General features: G+C 38.7%; 17 protein-coding genes, 1 tRNA gene, 1 other RNA gene and 1 other annotated feature. Of the genes, 14 read left to right on the forward strand and 5 right to left on the reverse strand.

The features are described from left to right. Positions 1 to 261: 261 nt before the first annotated feature. On the reverse strand, positions 262 to 1,224 hold the full coding sequence (locus PQ474_RS23840) for a YaaC family protein (RefSeq protein WP_273848076.1): 963 nt from the start codon (positions 1,222 to 1,224) through the stop codon (positions 262 to 264). Between the two features lie 129 nt (positions 1,225 to 1,353). Between PQ474_RS23840 and guaB the strand changes: the two genes are divergently transcribed. The 5 genes from guaB to serS all read left to right on the forward strand — a co-directional run bounded on the left by guaB (position 1,354) and on the right by serS (position 7,651). Continuing rightward, positions 1,354 to 2,811, forward strand: a complete 1,458-nt coding sequence (guaB, locus tag PQ474_RS23845) for an IMP dehydrogenase (RefSeq protein WP_273848077.1) — start codon at positions 1,354 to 1,356, stop codon at positions 2,809 to 2,811. Positions 2,812 to 2,965: 154 nt separating this feature from the next. Further along, positions 2,966 to 4,294 carry a D-alanyl-D-alanine carboxypeptidase family protein gene (locus PQ474_RS23850; protein WP_390186730.1) on the forward strand — a complete coding sequence of 443 codons (1,329 nt, stop codon included), beginning with the start codon at positions 2,966 to 2,968 and terminating at the stop codon, positions 4,292 to 4,294. Positions 4,295 to 4,583: 289 nt separating this feature from the next. Next, a complete protein-coding gene (gene pdxS, locus PQ474_RS23855) occupies positions 4,584 to 5,468 on the forward strand; it encodes a pyridoxal 5'-phosphate synthase lyase subunit PdxS (RefSeq protein ID WP_273848079.1) in 885 nt (294 codons plus the stop codon). 9 nt (positions 5,469 to 5,477) lie between these two features. Further along, positions 5,478 to 6,059, forward strand: coding sequence for a pyridoxal 5'-phosphate synthase glutaminase subunit PdxT (gene pdxT, locus PQ474_RS23860; protein ID WP_273848080.1), 582 nt, complete (start codon positions 5,478 to 5,480; stop codon positions 6,057 to 6,059). Positions 6,060 to 6,064: 5 nt separating this feature from the next. Continuing rightward, positions 6,065 to 6,288: a binding site (T-box leader), on the forward strand. A gap of 82 nt (positions 6,289 to 6,370) precedes the next feature. Further along, entirely contained in the window at positions 6,371 to 7,651 is a 1,281-nt protein-coding gene (gene serS / locus PQ474_RS23865) for a serine--tRNA ligase (protein ID WP_273848081.1), read from the forward strand. A 46-nt stretch (positions 7,652 to 7,697) separates the two neighbouring features. On the opposite strand, the gene PQ474_RS23870 is transcribed toward serS, so the two are convergent. Genes PQ474_RS23870 through PQ474_RS23885 form a run of 4 tightly spaced genes read right to left on the reverse strand, consistent with a single transcriptional unit; the run spans position 7,698 to position 11,611 of the window. Further along, the gene (locus PQ474_RS23870) at positions 7,698 to 8,708 is read right to left on the reverse strand and encodes an ABC transporter ATP-binding protein (protein WP_273848082.1); all 1,011 of its coding nucleotides are present in this window, start codon (positions 8,706 to 8,708) and stop codon (positions 7,698 to 7,700) included. Then, positions 8,689 to 9,711 (reverse strand): ABC transporter ATP-binding protein, encoded by a 1,023-nt coding sequence (locus PQ474_RS23875; protein ID WP_390186722.1) that lies wholly within the window; start codon positions 9,709 to 9,711, stop codon positions 8,689 to 8,691. Before PQ474_RS23875 ends, PQ474_RS23870 begins: the two co-directional genes overlap by 20 nt. Before the next feature lie 45 nt (positions 9,712 to 9,756). Continuing rightward, positions 9,757 to 10,698, reverse strand: coding sequence for an ABC transporter permease (locus PQ474_RS23880; RefSeq protein ID WP_273848083.1), 942 nt, complete (start codon positions 10,696 to 10,698; stop codon positions 9,757 to 9,759). Positions 10,699 to 10,714: 16 nt separating this feature from the next. Next, a complete protein-coding gene (locus PQ474_RS23885; protein WP_273848084.1) occupies positions 10,715 to 11,611 on the reverse strand; it encodes an ABC transporter permease in 897 nt (298 codons plus the stop codon). 360 nt (positions 11,612 to 11,971) lie between these two features. Here PQ474_RS23885 and PQ474_RS23890 point away from each other — a divergent pair, with 360 nt between their 5' ends. The 9 genes from PQ474_RS23890 to PQ474_RS23930 all read left to right on the forward strand — a co-directional run bounded on the left by PQ474_RS23890 (position 11,972) and on the right by PQ474_RS23930 (position 18,118). Beyond that, the gene (locus PQ474_RS23890) at positions 11,972 to 13,588 is read left to right on the forward strand and encodes a glutathione ABC transporter substrate-binding protein (RefSeq protein ID WP_273848085.1); all 1,617 of its coding nucleotides are present in this window, start codon (positions 11,972 to 11,974) and stop codon (positions 13,586 to 13,588) included. Between the two features lie 111 nt (positions 13,589 to 13,699). Further along, positions 13,700 to 13,792: transfer RNA gene (locus PQ474_RS23895), tRNA-Ser, on the forward strand. A 105-nt stretch (positions 13,793 to 13,897) separates the two neighbouring features. Further along, positions 13,898 to 14,374 carry a tRNA adenosine(34) deaminase TadA gene (gene tadA, locus PQ474_RS23900; protein WP_273848086.1) on the forward strand — a complete coding sequence of 159 codons (477 nt, stop codon included), beginning with the start codon at positions 13,898 to 13,900 and terminating at the stop codon, positions 14,372 to 14,374. Between the two features lie 96 nt (positions 14,375 to 14,470). Then, positions 14,471 to 14,736: signal recognition particle sRNA large type (ffs, locus tag PQ474_RS23905), an RNA gene on the forward strand. A gap of 138 nt (positions 14,737 to 14,874) precedes the next feature. Beyond that, the gene (gene dnaX, locus PQ474_RS23910; RefSeq protein WP_273848087.1) at positions 14,875 to 16,569 is read left to right on the forward strand and encodes a DNA polymerase III subunit gamma/tau; all 1,695 of its coding nucleotides are present in this window, start codon (positions 14,875 to 14,877) and stop codon (positions 16,567 to 16,569) included. Positions 16,570 to 16,590: 21 nt separating this feature from the next. After that, positions 16,591 to 16,902, forward strand: a complete 312-nt coding sequence (locus tag PQ474_RS23915) for a YbaB/EbfC family nucleoid-associated protein (protein ID WP_273848088.1) — start codon at positions 16,591 to 16,593, stop codon at positions 16,900 to 16,902. A gap of 12 nt (positions 16,903 to 16,914) precedes the next feature. Then, positions 16,915 to 17,511, forward strand: coding sequence for a recombination mediator RecR (gene recR, locus PQ474_RS23920; protein WP_273848089.1), 597 nt, complete (start codon positions 16,915 to 16,917; stop codon positions 17,509 to 17,511). A 50-nt stretch (positions 17,512 to 17,561) separates the two neighbouring features. Further along, positions 17,562 to 17,786, forward strand: a complete 225-nt coding sequence (locus tag PQ474_RS23925) for a YaaL family protein (protein WP_273848090.1) — start codon at positions 17,562 to 17,564, stop codon at positions 17,784 to 17,786. A gap of 68 nt (positions 17,787 to 17,854) precedes the next feature. After that, positions 17,855 to 18,118, forward strand: a complete 264-nt coding sequence (locus PQ474_RS23930) for a pro-sigmaK processing inhibitor BofA family protein (protein ID WP_273848091.1) — start codon at positions 17,855 to 17,857, stop codon at positions 18,116 to 18,118. The last annotated feature ends 612 nt before the right edge of the window (positions 18,119 to 18,730 follow it).

Genomic DNA, 18,730 nt, shown 5'->3' on the forward strand with positions numbered 1-18,730 from the left:
GGTTCCTTTTAAAAGGACCTCTTTTACCTCAGCTGAATCAGATATTACAAAGTAATTGCACCGATATTAGCGAGTTTCGATTTTTATTCGTTAGATCAGCTATTATATTTATAACTACTAGACAGATATTCGTCACTTTATTAGGCTTATCCGTCCTAGCCTCACATAAATATAACTGCCAACATTCCAATTTAACCAATAACTGTAGCTTTGTACTATGTCCTAATTTTTCAAAACTCATCGTAACATGCTATCTTAGAATTACTCCTGTTGTAAATAGGCATGAACTAAATGTGGTATCTTCAATTGGGCAATATTAAGATAATGTGAGATAAATGGAAAATCAGTTCCATCAAACGTATGAATTAAATCTCCCCACCACTCAGCTTCATACCGACAAATCATACTTAAATTATACAAAAGCAAAAAGTGCGTGGCCATTTCAGGCAAAGAATACATTCGTATATTTTGACGTTCCTTCAGCAAGTACACATGATTGTTTCGATCAAAAGAAAAAGGAAATGAGTCAAGCTTATTTGGCTTATTTGGTAATGTAATGATAAGTTCGTTTTTATCTTCAACTACACTCACGCCTTTATAGGTATGGTTGAGTGATTCTAAAAATTGTTCAAAACGGTTAGGAGTCATGTGGTAAAGGTCGAGTATTTTTGATGAAAAAATAATTTGTTTTTGGTGATCTTTTATTTTTCCTTTTAAAGAAATGGATTCACGATGTAGTGTTTGAAACAAATGATGCATATCACCTAGATGTTGGAACAACGTTAACATTTGATATTTTTCACCTTCTTGGTGTTTCACATGAAACATTTTGTCTAAAAAAGAAGAAAAAAGGCCATTTTTTTGGATTTTAACTTCATCTTCTAAAAAACGGTAAGTCGCTTTTTTTCTTTTACGGGTGGTGACTCCGTGTGCTAAAACCTGTGTATTCTCTGGATAGTTGGGATCAGTAGACAGAATACAGGCTTTTATCAACTGAACATACCCATAAAATAATAAAATTGGTTTTAATTCTATAGGAGATGTTGATGCTTGTTTAAAATAAAGTTGCCCGTGTTGCAAATGATACATAAAGGATGAACAGACTTGATAACTCTTTGACTTCGCCTTGGTAATCTGTTTTATTTCATAACGTTCCGTCAAAAATCTACTTGAGTATGTTGCTGAGTAAAAGGGGATAAATAAATCGTAATGTCCATCAATCATACGTTACCTCCTTTGTTCTGTTTATTCAAAAAAATCACACATTTTTTCATTTCTTGACAGTAGTTTGCCCAATTGATAAGCTACTAATAATATTTTGCGAAGAATATAAACATGGGGAGGCAGAATAATATGCGGGAAACGAAATTTCAAAAAGAGGGTCTTACTTTTGACGATGTACTTTTAATACCAGGAAAGTCGGAGATTTTACCTAGGGATGTATCCGTTAAAACGAAGTTAAGTGAAAACATTCAATTAAATATTCCAATTATCAGTGCTGGAATGGACACGGTAACAGAAGCTAAAATGGCCATAGCGATTGCACGTGAAGGTGGATTAGGTATTATTCATAAAAACATGTCCATTGAGCAGCAAGCCGAACAAGTAGAGATCGTAAAGCGTTCTGAAAGTGGAGTTATTACAAATCCATTTCATTTAACTAGGGACCGTCAAGTGTTTGATGCGGAGCATTTAATGGGTAAATACCGGATTTCAGGTGTTCCTATCGTGGATGAAGAACAAAAGCTCGTTGGGATTATTACCAACCGTGATTTACGATTTATTGAAGATTACTCGATTCAAATAGATGAAGTTATGACTAAAGAAAATTTAGTGACAGCACCAGTAGGAACAACACTTAGAGACGCTGAAAAAATCCTTCAAAAGTATAAAATTGAGAAGTTACCGCTTGTCGATGATCAGGGTGTCTTAAAAGGATTAATCACAATTAAGGATATTGAAAAAGTGATTGAATTCCCTAATTCAGCAAAGGATTCTCAAGGAAGATTGTTAGTTGGAGCGGCTATTGGTGTTTCTGCAGATACGGATATTCGAATTTCTGCCCTTGTTGAAGCTGGAGTCGACTGTATCGTGATTGATACAGCACATGGTCATTCTAAAGGGGTTCTAGACAAAGTTCGTGAAGTACGTCAGAATTACCCAGAATTAACGATCATCGCTGGGAATGTAGCTACTGCACATGCAACGAGAGATTTAATCGAAGCAGGTGCTAGTGTCGTGAAAGTAGGTATTGGACCAGGTTCGATTTGTACGACACGCATTGTTGCTGGTATTGGTGTACCACAAGTGACAGCCGTTTTTGATTGTGCACTAGAAGCAGAGAAACATGGTGTACCAATTATTGCTGACGGCGGTATTAAATACTCTGGTGATATCGTTAAGGCGCTTGCTGCAGGTGGACATGCTGTTATGCTTGGAAGTTTACTTGCTGGTGTATCTGAGAGCCCTGGAGACCGTGAAATTTATCAAGGTCGTCAATTTAAAGTGTATCGTGGAATGGGTTCTCTAGGAGCCATGGAAAAAGGAAGTAAAGATCGTTATTTCCAGGAAAATGCTCAGAAATTAGTTCCAGAAGGAATTGAAGGACGCATACCTTATAAAGGACCTTTAAATGATACGATTCACCAACTAGTAGGTGGTATTCGTGCTGGTATGGGTTATTGTGGAACACCAACATTAGAAGACTTAAGAGAATCAGGAGAATTTATTCGAATTACGGGTGCCGGTTTAAAGGAAAGTCATCCACATGATGTTCAGATTACAAAAGAAGCACCGAATTACTCTTTATAATCTTTAGTAAGTCAAGGCTAACGTAAATTTGAACAAATATGTAAAATCGAATTTGGAAAATAGATAGGGTCTTCTCTATCTATTTTTTTTGTGTAAGTTGTGATAAAATAACCTCTATGTGAAATGGTGTGGAGGTGTAGGAGTGAAAGAGCTTATGTTTAAAAAATGGCTAACGATCATGCTTACAATGGTGATAGTTGCAACATTTGTAATGCCGGTGAAAGCTGGTGCAGCTTTTGATTTAGAAGCAGAATCTGCTATTCTAGTAGATGCTCAAACAGGGAAAATTTTATTTCAAAAAAATATAGATGCGATTCTCCCAACTGCAAGTATGACGAAAATGATGAGTGAATACCTCATTTTAGAAGCAATTAGTGAGGGAAGAATCACTTGGGATCAACAAGTACCAATTAGTAATTTCGTGAGAAGTTTATCATTATTTAGAGATTTATCCAATGTACCTCTAAGACAAGATGCAGTCTATACAGTAGAGCAGTTGTATGAATCTGTTGCTATTTACTCAGCCAACGCATCAACGATTGCAATAGCAGAATTAATTGCCGGATCTGAAACAGGTTTTGTTAAAATGATGAATGATAAAGCGGCTGAGTTAGGATTAGAAGATTATGAGTTTGTAAATTCTACAGGTTTAAATAATTCAGATTTACAAGGAGCTCACCCTGAAGGAACTGGTGAAACAGCCGAAAATATGATGTCTGCGAGAGCAACAGCGAAGTTAGCATTTCACTTAATTAATGATTATCCAGAAGTTTTAGAAACAGCAAGTATACCAATTAAGGAATTTCAAGCTGGCATAGGAGCAGATGAAGAACCAATTACCATGCAAAACTGGAACTGGATGTTGCCAGGTATTGCACCGCAACATGATTATGATGGAATTGATGGGTTAAAAACAGGTTATACGTCTGCTGCAGGTAATGCTTTTACAGGAACGGCAAAGCGTAATGGCATGCGTCTGATCACGGTAGTCATGCGTACAAATTCGCGAGACGATCGCTTTAATGAAACGAGAAAATTATTAGATCACGGCTTTAATAATTTTACTCATGTTGAAGTCATTGATGCTGGATTTGTTCCTGAAGGCTTAGATTGGATTCCGGTTACAGCAGGGAAAGAAAAAGAAGTTTCCATTTCAAGCGTAAGTCCACTTTCAACCGTCGTTAAAAAAGGCGAAGAGGAATTATATCAAGCTGAATTATTCTTAAATGAAAGCTTGCTAAATGAAAACGGAGAAATTCAAGCACCGTTTGAAGCCGGTACTGAAGTTGGTTCATTAGCTCTAGTTTATGAAGGGGAACAGGCAGAAGAATTCTTATATGCCTCTCAAAAGGCTGAAGTACCAGTTGTCACTGATACGGCTGTAGAAAAAGCTGGATGGTTTTCTATGATGATGCGTGCCATCGGAGGATTTTTCCAAGGAGTATGGACTGGTGTAGCGGACACAGTTAAAGGTTGGTTTTAATAAGGTATTTGAAGCGGGGTCCTAATTTTGATTAGGCCCCGTTTCGTGTTAGCATAAAAAATATGATTATTGATCAAATTATCGTTAAAGTTTGTATAAAAGAATCCATTCCTTCTGACTCTAGATAGAGCGGCTGACGGATTGCATCGCACTGACTATATCGAACAAACGTTTCTTTTTGAACAACCTCTAAATAATAACTGAAAATTTATGCGAAAATACCAAATTTAAGGTATACTATTGAAGGATGATCAAACACTAAGTAAGCGTGTATAGGAGGAAATAAGAAATGAGTCAAACAGGAACAGACAGAGTAAAAAGAGGTATGGCAGAAATGCAAAAGGGTGGCGTTATTATGGACGTCATTAATGCAGAACAAGCTAAGATTGCTGAGGCTGCAGGGGCAGTTGCTGTCATGGCTCTAGAGCGTGTACCAGCAGATATCCGTGCAGCAGGTGGAGTAGCACGGATGGCTGATCCAACGATTGTTGAGGAAGTATTGAATGCAGTATCCATTCCAGTTATGGCAAAAGCGCGTATCGGACATATTGTAGAAGCTCGTGTTTTAGAAGCAATGGGTGTCGATTACCTTGATGAGAGTGAAGTTTTAACTCCAGCGGATGAAGTATTCCATTTGTATAAGCGTGATTTTACAGTACCATTTGTATGTGGAGCTCGTGATTTAGGGGAAGCATCTCGTCGTATTGGTGAAGGAGCTTCTATGATTCGTACGAAAGGTGAGCCTGGAACAGGTAACATTGTTGAAGCGGTTCGTCATATGCGTATGATTCAAGGTCAAATTCGCAAAGTACAAACGATGACCATTGATGAGTTAACGACTGAAGCAAAAAATATCGGTGCTTCTTTTGATCTTCTATTGCAGATCAAGGAAACGGGTAAATTACCTGTAGTTAACTTTGCAGCAGGCGGAATTGCTACTCCTGCAGATGCGGCTCTAATGATGGAACTTGGCGCAGACGGCGTTTTTGTTGGTTCTGGTATCTTTAAGTCGGACAACCCTGAAAAGTTCGCTCGTGCGATTGTAGAGGCAACTACACACTATCAAGATTATGCTCTAATTGCTGAGCTATCAAAAGGTCTTGGTACCGCAATGAAAGGGATTGAAATTTCTACTTTAAACCCAACTGAACGTATGCAAGAGCGTGGTTGGTAAGAAGCAGTTATGGTTAAAATAGGAGTACTAGCATTGCAAGGAGCAGTAAGAGAGCATGTTAAATGCTTGCAAGCTCCAAATACAGAAGTAGTTGTGGTGAAAAAAGTAGAGCAGTTAGCTGAATTAGATGGTTTGGTTTTTCCAGGTGGAGAAAGTACGACGATGCGTCGACTTATTGACCTTTATGGATTCTTTGAACCATTAAAGCAGTTTGCTGCTGAAGGCAAGCCAATGTTTGGCACATGTGCTGGCTTAATCTTAATGGCTGATCAAATCGATGGACAAGAGTCCGGTCATCTATCAGTCATTAATATGAAAGTACAGCGTAATGCGTTCGGACGCCAGCGTGAAAGCTTTGAAACAGATTTACATGTAACTGGTGTAGGGGAAGATGTTCGAGCAGTCTTTATTCGCGCGCCATTGATCCTAGAGGTTGGCAATGACGTTGAAGTTCTTTCTAAGTATAATGATGAAATTGTAGCAGCAAGACAAGGACAATTTCTTGCCTGCTCGTTCCATCCTGAATTAACGGATGACCATCGTTTTCACCAATATTTTGTTTCCGTTGTGGAAGAAAGCAAAAAGAACTAATATATATCAATGCGTTGATGAGGATTAGTACAATCAAAACTCTGTTCAGAGAGCCGGTGGTTGGTGTGAATCGGTCTGAGATTGGTTGGAATCCACCTTGGAGTAGAGGATGAGCAGGATGCTGTGAAATCCTCTCGGTAAGCAACCGTTACTTGCTAAAGTGGTATCGTCAAGGTTTAACCGATGACGATGCAACAAGGGTGGCAACGCGGGTGCTCTCGTCCCTTCTTCTATCAGAAGGGGTGAGGGCTTTTTTTTATGCTATATTATTTGGTACTATTATGTAGGAAATAGAAACGAGGAGGATCTACATGTTAGATATTAAACGATTACGAAAAGATTTTGAAGAAATTAAAACGAGACTTGCAACTAGAGGAGAAGATATCTCAGGTCTTGACCGTTTTGAAGCATTGGATGAAAAGCGCCGTACGGTGATCGTAGAAGTAGAAGAATTAAAAAGCAGGCGTAACCAAGTATCTCAGGAAGTAGCTCAACTTAAACGTGATAAAAAGGACGCTGATCACCTTATTAAAGAGACGAAGGAAGTGTCTGAGAGAATTAAGGCACTTGATGATCAACTTCGCACAACCGAAGAAGAATTAGAAGGAATTTTATTAACGATTCCTAACGTTCCCCATGAGAGTGTTCCTATTGGCGATACAGAGGATGATAATGTAGAGATTCGTACGTGGGGAGAAGTTCGTTCGTTTGATTTTGAAGCAAAGCCACACTGGGATTTAGGAACAGATTTAGACATCCTTGATTTTGAGCGTGCTTCAAAGGTAACAGGCAGTCGATTTGTTGTTTATAAGGGGTTAGGTGCACGTTTAGAGCGGGCACTTATTAACTTTATGATGGATCTACATCAAGACGAACACGGGTATGAGGAAGTTCTGCCACCTTATATGGTTAACCGTGCAAGTATGACAGGAACGGGTCAGTTACCGAAATTTGAGGAAGATGCATTCAAAGTTCAGGATCAAGAATATTTCCTTATTCCAACTGCAGAAGTACCTGTTACCAACCTGCACCGTGAAGAAATTTTATCAGCTGAACAATTGCCAATTGCTTATACAGCTTATAGTGCTAACTTCCGCTCAGAGGCTGGTTCTGCAGGAAGAGATACACGTGGATTAATTCGTCAACACCAGTTTAATAAAGTGGAGCTTGTTCGCTTTGTAAAGCCTGATGAGTCTTATGAAGCATTAGAGCAATTAACAGGACATGCGGAAAAGGTACTCCAGCTACTTGAGTTACCATATCGTGTTTTAAGCATGTGTACAGCAGACTTAGGATTTACAGCGGCTAAGAAGTACGATCTTGAAGTATGGATTCCAAGTAACAATTCTTATAGAGAGATTTCATCTTGTAGTAACTTTGAAGATTTTCAAGCTCGCCGTGCTAATATTAAGTATCGTCCTGAGCCAAAAGCAAAGCCTGAATTTGTACATACGTTAAATGGTTCAGGTCTTGCAGTTGGCCGTACAGTGGCTGCAATCTTAGAAAATTACCAAGAGGAAGATGGATCAGTTGTGATTCCTAAGGTGCTTCGTCCATATATGAGAAATGTAGAGCGAATTACTGTTAAATAGAGAAAAAAACCCACTGCACATCGATGCAGTGGGTTTTTGAATTTTATTAGTAATTAGGCTTACGCTTTCCTGATTCAATCTCATCCATGTAATGACATGCAGCCATGTGACCATCTTTCATATAGTGTTCTGCACGTAATTCAGGCGTATCTGTTTTACATAAGTCTGTCGCAAACGGACAGCGTGTATGGAAACGACAGCCTTCTGGTGGATTAATTGGAGAAGGGACATCTCCTTTTAAAATAATACGATCATTCTTTTTACCTGGATCAGGTACAGGAATGGCTGATAATAAAGCTTTTGTATAAGGATGTTGCGGATTATCAAATACAGATGTTTTATCACCAATCTCAACAATACGACCAAGGTACATAACGATGACGCGATCAGAGATGTGACGAACAACCCCTAAATCATGGGAGATGAAAAGATACGTTAATTGAAAATCACGTTGCAACTTCTTCAATAAATTAATCACTTGAGCTTGAATCGATACATCCAGTGCCGAAACGGCTTCATCACAGATGATTAGTTTTGGATCTACAGACAACGCACGAGCAATCCCAATACGTTGACGTTGTCCACCACTAAATTCATGTGGGAAACGATCTGCTTGGTGAGCACCAAGTCCAACTGTCTCCATTAACTCACGAATTTTCTGACCACGCTCGCTGCGTGGTACTACATTTTGAATTTCCATCGCCTCTTCTAATACTTGTCTAACCGTTTGACGAGGATTAATCGAAGCATAAGGATCTTGGAAAATAATTTGTAAGTCTTTTCTTTTCTTACGCATTTCGAATTTACTTAGAGATAACAAGTCTTGACCGTCAAATTCTACTTCACCTGCTGTAGGCTCATCAAGTCGAAGGATAGCACGTCCAGTAGTTGATTTACCACAGCCAGACTCTCCAACGATACTTACTGTTTCACCTTCATAAACAGTGAATGAGACGCCATCTACGGCTTTAACGTGATTGACCGTCCGACCAAGCATACCACCTTTAATCGGGAAGTATTGCTTTAAATCTTTCACTTTAAGTAGTTCTTTTTTCATACACGTTCACCTCCGGATTGCCATCCCACTCTTCAGAGTAGATCCAACAGCGAATTTGGTTACCATTTTCATCCTCTTCAAGGTCTGGTAAACGTTCTACACAAATATCACTTGCAAAAGGACATCTTGGTGCAAAACGACAACCTATAGGCATGTCAGTAGGACTTGGTACGGAACCTTTAATGACGGAAAGTTCTTCATTCTCTAGATCAATATCATGACGAGGAAGTGAGTTTAACAATCCGACTGTATAAGGATGTCTTGGATTACGGAATAGTTCGTCTACTGTAGCGTATTCAACGACTTTTCCACAGTACATAACGGCCACATAATCACAGGTCTCTGCCACTACGCCAAGATCATGAGTAATCATAACGATGGACATCCCTAGTCTGTTTTGTAGATCTTTCATTAATTCTAAAATTTGAGCTTGAATTGTAACATCTAACGCAGTTGTTGGTTCATCTGCAATGAGTAATTCAGGATCACAAGCTAAAGCCATCGCAATCATCACACGTTGGCGCATCCCACCAGAAAGTTCATGTGGATATTGATGAACACGTTGTTCAGGAGAAGGAATCCCAACAAGCTTTAACATATCAATCGAACGCTCGATGGCTTGCTTCTTATTTAACTTCTTATGAATTTGAAAAGACTCACCGATTTGTTGTCCAACTGTGTATACAGGATTTAGAGATGTCATAGGCTCTTGGAAAATCATTGAGATTTCATTTCCACGAATCTTTCTCATTTCTGCATCTGTTTTATCTAAAAGGTTAGTTCCTTTAAAAAGAACTTGCCCACCAACGACTTTTCCTGGTTTTTGAATAAGTCTAAGAATAGAAAGTGATGTAATACTTTTACCCGATCCAGACTCACCAACGACACCAAGTGTCTTTCCTTTTGGAACGGAGAAGCTAACACCATCGACAGCTTTTACTTCAAAGTTTTCCGTGAAAAACGACGTACGCAGATCACGAACTTCAAGAATGGTTTCTGTCACAAGGATTCACACCTTTCTTATTTTAAGATTGTCTATTATGATCTATTAGTTTAAGTCAATACGTTTGTTTAAGAAGCGATACGCAATATCTACTAGTAAGTTTACAAATACAAATAGTAAAGCAAATACCAAGACTGTTCCTTGAACAATAGGGAAGTCACGAGCACGGATGGCTTCAATAATTAAACGACCCATTCCATTAATAGCGAAAACCGTTTCTGTTAATACGGCACCGCCTAGAAGACCACCAAATTGTAAACCTACAACTGTTACTACAGGAATTAAAGCATTTTTTAAAGCGTGACGATAAATGACGACGCGCTCTTTTACCCCTTTGGCACGAGCCGTACGAATATAATCTTGACCGATTACTTCAAGCATACTTGAACGTGTCATACGAGCGATAATAGCTGCACCAGCTGTACCTAAAGTAAAGACCGGAAGGACGATTTGTTTCCAATCTCCCCAACCAGATGCTGCAAACCAATTTGTTGTAAATGGCCCAATATCTAAACCGATAGCAAACCATTGAATTAACATAAGTCCTAACCAGAAGTTAGGCATAGAAAGACCAAATAGTGCAATGATCATAATCACAACATCTGTAAGTGTGTAATGCTTTGTTGCAGAAACGATACCAGCAATTAAACCGATGAATACACTTAAAATCGTACTATATAAGGCTAATTCAACCGTTACCCAGAACCGTCCTGAAATCTCAGTTGCAACTGGACGTCCACTACGAATAGAATTACCAAGATCACCTTGGATTGCATTTGATACATAAGCTGCATATTGAACGGGAACCGGGTCATTTAAACCAAGACGTTCACGCATTTGCTCAATTTGAGCTGGAGATGCACTCTCACCTGCCATGATTTGAGCCGGGTCACCAGGGATGAGGTGCATTAAACTAAATGTAAGAATAGTTACACCAATTAAAACGGGTATCGTCTGAATAAGACGACGAACGATAAAAGTAAACATTTTTTTGCACCTCTTTCTAGTTTTTCATTTTAGGATCTAATGCATCTCTTAAACCATCACCGAAAATGTTAAAGGCTAAAACGACTATGACAATAGCAACACCAGGGAAGAAGGCTACATGAGGAGCATCCCACATATAGTTACGACCGTCACTTAACATAGCTCCCCATTCAGGTGTTGGTGGTTGAGCACCCATTCCTAAGAATGATAGACCACTAGCTGTTAAGATTGAAGTTGCAATACTTAAAGTAGCTTGTACAATAAGTGGTGATGTAACATTTGGCAAAATATGCTTAAAGATGATACGACCGTCACTTGCACCAAGTGCACGAACGGCATCAATATACTCTAACTTTCGCACGGCTAATGTAGAACCACGCACAATACGAGCAAATACAGGAATGGAAAAAATTCCGACCGCAATAATTACATTTGTTAAGCTTCCTCCAAGAACACTTACAATGGCTAATGCAAGTAGGATACCAGGGAAAGCAAGAAGGATATCCATTACGCGCATAATGAATGAATCTAGTTTTCCACCATAATATCCTGATACAATTCCTAAGAAGATTCCAATTGCTGCTCCAATCACAACGGAGAAGAAACCTACATATAAAGTGATCGACATACCGTGAATAATTCGACTAAATATGTCACGACCGTGATGATCAGTCCCGAAGAAGTGTTCTCCTGATGGACTAGCTAGCTTATTAACATAGTTTTGTACATTTGGTTCATAAGGTGTGAAATAGGGACCAATTATGGCAACTAAAATAAAGAATAGAATTAGAAGACCACCGACCATTGCTGCCTTATTTTTACGTAATTTTTTGTAAAAATTCTTCCATCTCTCAACTGTTGGATTAGGAGGAGGACTTGATGTTACATCATTATTTATAGATTGTTGGCTCATAACTTACATCCTTTCTTTATGGTTTGATTTTGATCATTTACATCGTCCAAAAGCTAGCCATCATTCGACGAAATAAATTACTATTTTACAAATTTTAATTATAACATGCTCACTGGTATTTACAATCAGTATATTACTTTTGTAATATACTTATAGTTCCGTTTTGTATGGATCATCCTAAAAAAAATGAAACGATTACATGATTGTTATCTAGTGATATTTATTAAATTTCCGAAATTGGTGATAACTTTTCTAACAAAGTAATTTTCTGAAAATTATTACTTGTATTGTTTTCTGAGTTACGATATATTATTATTGGTTTTGAAAATGTAGACTAAATTTTTTAGGGGGTACTATTTAATGAAGATGTCTAAAAATTCATTTTTCTTCATGGTGCTTGTGCTAAGTGTATTCATCGCTGCATGTGCAAGTGAACCAGATGCTACACCTGCTCCAACAGATGAAGCTGGTGAAGAAACGACTGATGGTGCAACAGAAGGTGCTGAAGGTGGCGATCTAGTTATTGCTACTTTGTCGGATGCGGTTTCGCTCGATCCACATGGTTCGAACGATGTTCCTTCTGGTAATGTTGCAACAAATATTTACGAAACGTTAGTATACTATGATGAGAATATGCAAATACAAGAAGGTTTAGCTGAGAGTTGGGAACAAGTCGATGAACTGACTTTGAAGTTTGTATTGAAAGAAGGTATAAAGTTTCATGATGGGTCAGACTTTAATGCCGAAGTAGTTAAAGCGAATATTGAACGTATTACAGATCCTGATATCGCATCACAAAGAGCCTTTCTTTTTAATGATATAACTGAAATTGAAGTTTTAGGTGATTACGAAATACAATTTAAAACAGAAGAGCCAAAGGCATCTTTGATCTTTAACTTTGCGCATAGTGGTGGCGGCATGATAAGTTCAGAATCAATTGCTGCTGATTACGAAGAAATGGAAAACGGTGGAAGTCCAGGTGCGACAATTAGTGCTAAACCTGTAGGTACTGGTTTCTTTAAGTTTGATAGCTGGGACCCAGGTACTGCTGTAAAGTTAATCAAGAATACAGAATACTGGGGAGAGGAAAAAGCGAAACTTGATTCTGTAACTTTTAAAGTTGTTCCAGAAGATTTAACGCGCGTTGCTGAGTTGGAAACTGGTGAAGCTCATGTTACTGAACCCCTTAGTCCAAGTGATTACAAGCGTGTTGAAGGTACAGATGGTATTCATGTAGTTGAGTCTGAGAGTTTAAGCTTAAGTTATATTGGTTTTAATACAGAAAAAGAGCCTTTTAATGACCCGAAAGTACGTCAAGCTATATCAATGGCAATAGATAAGGATGCTGTTGTTGAAGGTGTGTTCAATGGTGTAGGTATACCAGCTAAGGGACCTATTGCTCCTGGCGTAGTTGGACACAGTGATGAAGTTTCTTCATTGCCTTATGATGTTGAAAAAGCTAAAGAATTACTTGCTGAGGCAGGGTACCCGGATGGTTTCTCTACTACAATTTCAACAAACGATAATCGAGAACGTCAGGATCTAGCTGTATACACACAGGCTGTCTTAAGTGAAATCGGTATTGATGTGTCAATTAATGTTGTGGAGTGGGGTGCGTATTTAGAGCAGACTGCAAATGGTCAACATGATATGTTCATCCTTGGTTGGAGTTCAGCTACTGGCGATGCTGATTACGCTTTAGCTCCATTATTCCATTCTGAAAATGTAGGTGCACCTGGTAACCGAACTTTCTATAAAAATGATGAAGTGGATAGTCTTCTAGAGAATGCAGCGAAAGAAGTAGATCAAGAACAGCGCCTTCAGCTATATAAAGAAGTACAAGAGTTATTAGTTGACGAAGCTCCAATGATTTACATTCACCATAAGATTGAATTAAATGGTGTGCGTGATGAAGTTCAAGGTTTCTGGCGTCACCCTACTGGTTACTTCCAGTTAAAAGATGTAACTATTCAATAGGTATTGTGAGCGGTCTATCTATGCAAAAGTAGACCGCTTTTTAATATCTTTAAAAATTTTCTTGTCATTTGATAAGTTCTTCGTATATAATATTATTTGTCAGTAAATATTGGAGGAATACCCAAGTCCGGCTGAAGGGATCGGTCTTGAAAACCGACAGGCGGGTTAAACCGCGCGGGGGTTCGAATCCCTCTTCCTCCGCCATACATAAAATGATACACTACCTTTTAAGGTAGTGTTTTTTATTTGTTTTATAAGGAATGGTGTGAATGGATCGATTCTTACTATGTTTAGTTGGAGTGAACTTAATTGGATATTCATGAGAAGTGGATGAAACTAGCGTTAGTTGAAGCGAATAAAGCCGAACAACTTGGTGAGGTCCCAATAGGTGCAATTATCGTAAAAGATAATGAAGTGATTGCTGCTGCTCATAACCGTAGGGAAATGGATCGCCAAGCACTAGCGCATGCAGAAATAGCTGTTATTAAGGAAGCTTGTGAGAAACTGGAGAGTTGGAGACTTCTAGGTTGCACTTTGTACGTAACGTTAGAACCTTGTCCAATGTGTGCAGGAGCGATTATTCAGTCAAGAATTGAAACAGTTGTTTTTGGAGCGAGGGATCCAAAGGCAGGTTGTGCTGGTACGTTAATGAATCTTTTGGAGGAACCGAAATTTAATCACGAGTCAACGGTGATTTCTGGATGTCTTGAGGAAGAATGTAGTTCTATCTTAACGGTGTTTTTTCGTAAGTTAAGGCAGAAGAAAAAGATGAACAAGACCATTTAACATCTTTTCCATTTTGTTACTGTTGCATTTTTAGAACAAACCCTCTATACTAGGAAATGCGTCACCAGTGACGTGCTAACTACATTATTAAATTTGCCGTGCTAGGCGGGGAGGTAGCGGTGCCCTGTACTCGCAATCCGCTGTAGCGAGGCTGAATCCCCTCTCGAGGTTTTGTCACCGCGGGGTCTGACCTAAGTAAGTGGTGTTGACGTCTGGGTTCCACGCAACGGAAACCCATGAACCCTGTCAGGTCCGGAAGGAAGCAGCAGTAAGTGGCCCCTTCCGTGTGCCGTGGAGTCGCCTGGGCCGAGCTAACTGCTTAGGTAACGCCCGTGGTGGCATTATCAACAGAGGGTGCACGGTATCAATTTTATATAAAAAAGCAACTACGTTCGCGTAGTTGCTTTTTTTCTTGTGTTATACTGACTAGATACAACCTTTGAAAAACAACAGGCAATCGTTATAATAGAAGTAAGCGGAAAAAAGAGGAGGAAATGGTTTTGGGTTATCAAGCTTTATATCGTGTATGGAGACCGCAACTATTAAAAGATGTTGTTGGACAAGAACATATAACGAAAACACTACAAAATGCATTACTTCAAGAAAAATTATCCCATGCCTATCTTTTCTCTGGTCCACGTGGTACAGGTAAGACAAGTGCGGCAAAGATCATTGCTAAAGCGATCAACTGTGAAAGAGCACCTGTTGCTGAACCTTGTAATGAATGTTCTGCTTGCCTGGGTATCACATCTGGTGCGATTGTAGATGTAATGGAGATTGATGCGGCTTCAAATAATGGTGTAGATGAAATTCGTGATATTCGAGATAAAGTGAAGTTTGCTCCTAGTGAAGTCCGATTCAAAGTGTATATTATAGATGAAGTACATATGTTATCTACTGGGGCGTTCAATGCATTATTAAAAACATTAGAAGAACCACCTGGTCACGTTTTGTTTATATTAGCGACAACCGAACCGCACAAAATTCCTTTGACTATCATATCGCGTTGTCAGCGTTTTGACTTTAAACGAATTTCTAATCAAGCAATTGTAGCGAGAATTAAGCACATTCTCGATCATGATCATATTGAGGCTGAAGAAGATGCACTTTCTATGGTTGCTAGAGCGGCGGAAGGTGGAATGCGTGACGCTTTAAGTTTGTTAGATCAAGCTATCTCATTTGCAGAAGAGTCCCTAACCTTAGAAGATGTACTTGCTGTAACTGGTGCTGTATCGCAGAGAGCGTTATCTGAGATTGTATCTTCTGTTAAAGATGGAGATACTATTAATGTACTTAATACTTTAAATCAATTATTGCAGGATGGAAAAGATCCACTTCGACTGATAGAAGACTTAATTTACTATTTTAGAGATATGTTGTTGTATAAAAATGCTCCGCAGGCAGAGGATCTACTTGAGAGAGCGAAGGTAGATGAAGACTTTTTGCGTGTTGTCGAACATTTAGATCCAAACTGGTTATATGCAACGATTGAATCTTTAAATGCTAGTCAGCAGGAAATGAAATGGTCAGCACATCCGAAAATCTTTCTCGAATTAGCTTTATTGAAGCTAGTTAATCAGCGAGTTTCAAATAGTGACATGACGGCTAATTCCGCTGTTTCTTCGACGGAGGTTGATCAGTTAAAGGAAAAGGTATTTTCGTTAGAAAAGAAAATCCAAGGTTTACAGTCTGGTGCTATTCAGTCGTCTCAGGGTACGCACACTCCAGCACAACCGCAACAGAGGCGAGCGAAGAAAGTGACAGCTCAAACAAGGGTGTCGACAGCCCAAGTGAAAGAGACGTTAAAGCAAGCGGACAAGCAGCACTTACAAGCGGCAACATCTAGATGGGGGGATGTAATGGAACGCATTAAAACCCAAAGTGTGCCGGCTCATGCGTGGTTAAGTGATAGTAAACCGGTTGCATCCTCTTCGACAACGGTTGTTTTAGCGTTTCAAAATGAGATGCATCGTGATATGATGGATACGAAGTTTCGTGTAATACTTGAAGGTATTCTCCAAGAAACACTAAGTGGTCAATCCAACTTTGTCACCCTTCTTCAGCAACAATGGGAGAAAGTGAAAGAGGAATTTGTAAGTGAGCAAAAAGGGACCACTAAAGACGAAAAAGATGACCTTGTCGATGAAGCGGTTAAATTGGTTGGAGAAGAATTAATCGAATTAATTGATGGATAACCATAAGGAGGAAGTTATACAATGAAAAACATGGGTAATATGATGAAACAAATGCAAAAGATGCAAAAACAAATGTTAAAGGCTCAAGAAGAATTAAAGGAAAAAACAGTAGAGGCAACTGCTGGTGGTGGTATGGTAACAGTCATCGCTAGTGGGGATAAGCGCATTATCGACATTAAAATTTCTGAGGATGTTATTGATCCAGACGATGCTGAAATGCTACAAGATTTAATTTTAGCTGCAACAAATGAAGCGCTGAAGCGAGTGGATGAACTAGTAGAGAAAGACATGGGTAAATTCACTAAAGGAATGAATATGCCTGGAATGTTCTAGGAGGGGTTTGTTTTGCAATATCCTGAACCGATAGCAAAACTTGTTGAAGGTTTTACAAAATTGCCGGGTATTGGTCCTAAGACGGCGAGTCGCCTGGCTTTTTTTGTTTTAAATATGAAGGAAGACGATGTGTTGGATTTTGCAAAAGCACTCGTCAATGCAAAGAGAAACTTAACTTATTGTTCGATTTGTCACAATATTACCGACACAGATCCTTGTCGGATTTGTGAGGATAAGCATCGTGACAAGTCAATTGTTTGTGTCGTGCAAGAAGCCAAAGACGTAATTGCAATGGAAAAGATGAAAGAATACCGTGGGGATTATCATGTTCTGCACGGGGCAATTTCACCGATGGACGGCATTGGTCCTGAAGACATTAAAATACCTGAGCTGCTTAAAAGGTTACAGGATGACACGATTCAAGAAGTTATTATTGCTACAAATCCCACTATTGAAGGGGAAGCTACTGCTATGTACATTTCTAGACTGGTCAAACCTACTGGAATCAAAGTGACGCGAATTGCTCACGGTCTTCCTGTTGGTGGAGATTTAGAATATGCCGATGAAGTCACGCTCTCAAGAGCGATAGAGGGTCGTAGAGAATTATAGAAGTAATATTGGCAATGTTTGTTCTTAAAAGGATATGAAGGTGGGGTTTTGTGTTATTCCGTAAAAAAAGCAAACTTCGCAAGTTGGAAAACATACGTTTGTTTGAGCAACTTGAGAGTCATAAAGTTCAAGTCGATAGTGAGAAGAACTTGATTGAACGAAGCATAGATCCTTCTGATGATGTGTTAAATCGAGCGAAGATAACTGAAGCCATTTATTCATTCTTATTAAGAGAAGCAAGAGAGCGTCAAGCGAGTAAGAACAAACTACGTTAAGTAGTTTGTTCTTTTTTTTGTGTTTTTTGCATACGTTACTAATAAGACAAGCATTAAGAGGTGATGATATGGATCCAGTTCTATTAATTTCAATATTAGTTGGATTAGTTCTTATTTTATTAGTTGTCGGTGCGCCAATCAAACCTGTTCGATTTCTTGGTAATGTAGCTGTTAAGTTTGTGATAGGAGCATTGATGTTATTTTTTTTGAATGCGTTTGGAAGTTTTATTGACTTTCATATTCCTATTAATCCAGCGACAGCTGCCGTTTCTGGAATACTAGGGATACCGGGTGTAGTCTTATTGATTTTGGTAAAGCAATTTATCATTTAAGAAGATGAAGCTCTGTCGAATAGTGAGAATGTGATTGCGGTAAGTTTTGGTTTAATTGGTCTATAGTAAAAGGCATTAATAGATTGAAGACACAGTTGTAGAATATTGATTGGAGCTAGAGCATACATGTTCTGGCTTTTTTTGAGTCGAGTTCAAAGTATTTAGATAGTAACAAATGGCATGAAAATTATTTATCGCTGATAATAACAAAAAAAGCCAATACTGGGTTTTCACTGATAAAACTTGTTTTTTGTTGTTATATTAATTAGAGAGTTATCTATGCTCCTTCTATTCAATGTAGGGGCGAATTCTAAGTGACGCTCTCTTAATAATTAACTCATTATTAGTGCAATGCCCAGAAAAACTCTAAACCGTAGAAATAAAAAAACACTTTAATTTTAAATAAAACGTTGCATTATATTTCTGAGCATGGTATATTATTTCTTGTCGCTAAGAACGACATAAACGTTTTGAGAAAAACGTATTGACAAACTGAATTGGGTTTGTTAAGATATAAAAGTTGCCATGAGCGACAAAGTAGTTCTTTGAAAACTGAACAAAAGCCAAGCGAAAAGAGAAAACATGATTTTCTCGTCAATTTTTAGCAATTTA

Source organism: Halalkalibacter alkalisediminis (assembly GCF_028610705.1).
In the GTDB taxonomy this organism is placed as follows: domain Bacteria; phylum Bacillota; class Bacilli; order Bacillales; family Bacillaceae_D; genus Halalkalibacter; species Halalkalibacter alkalisediminis.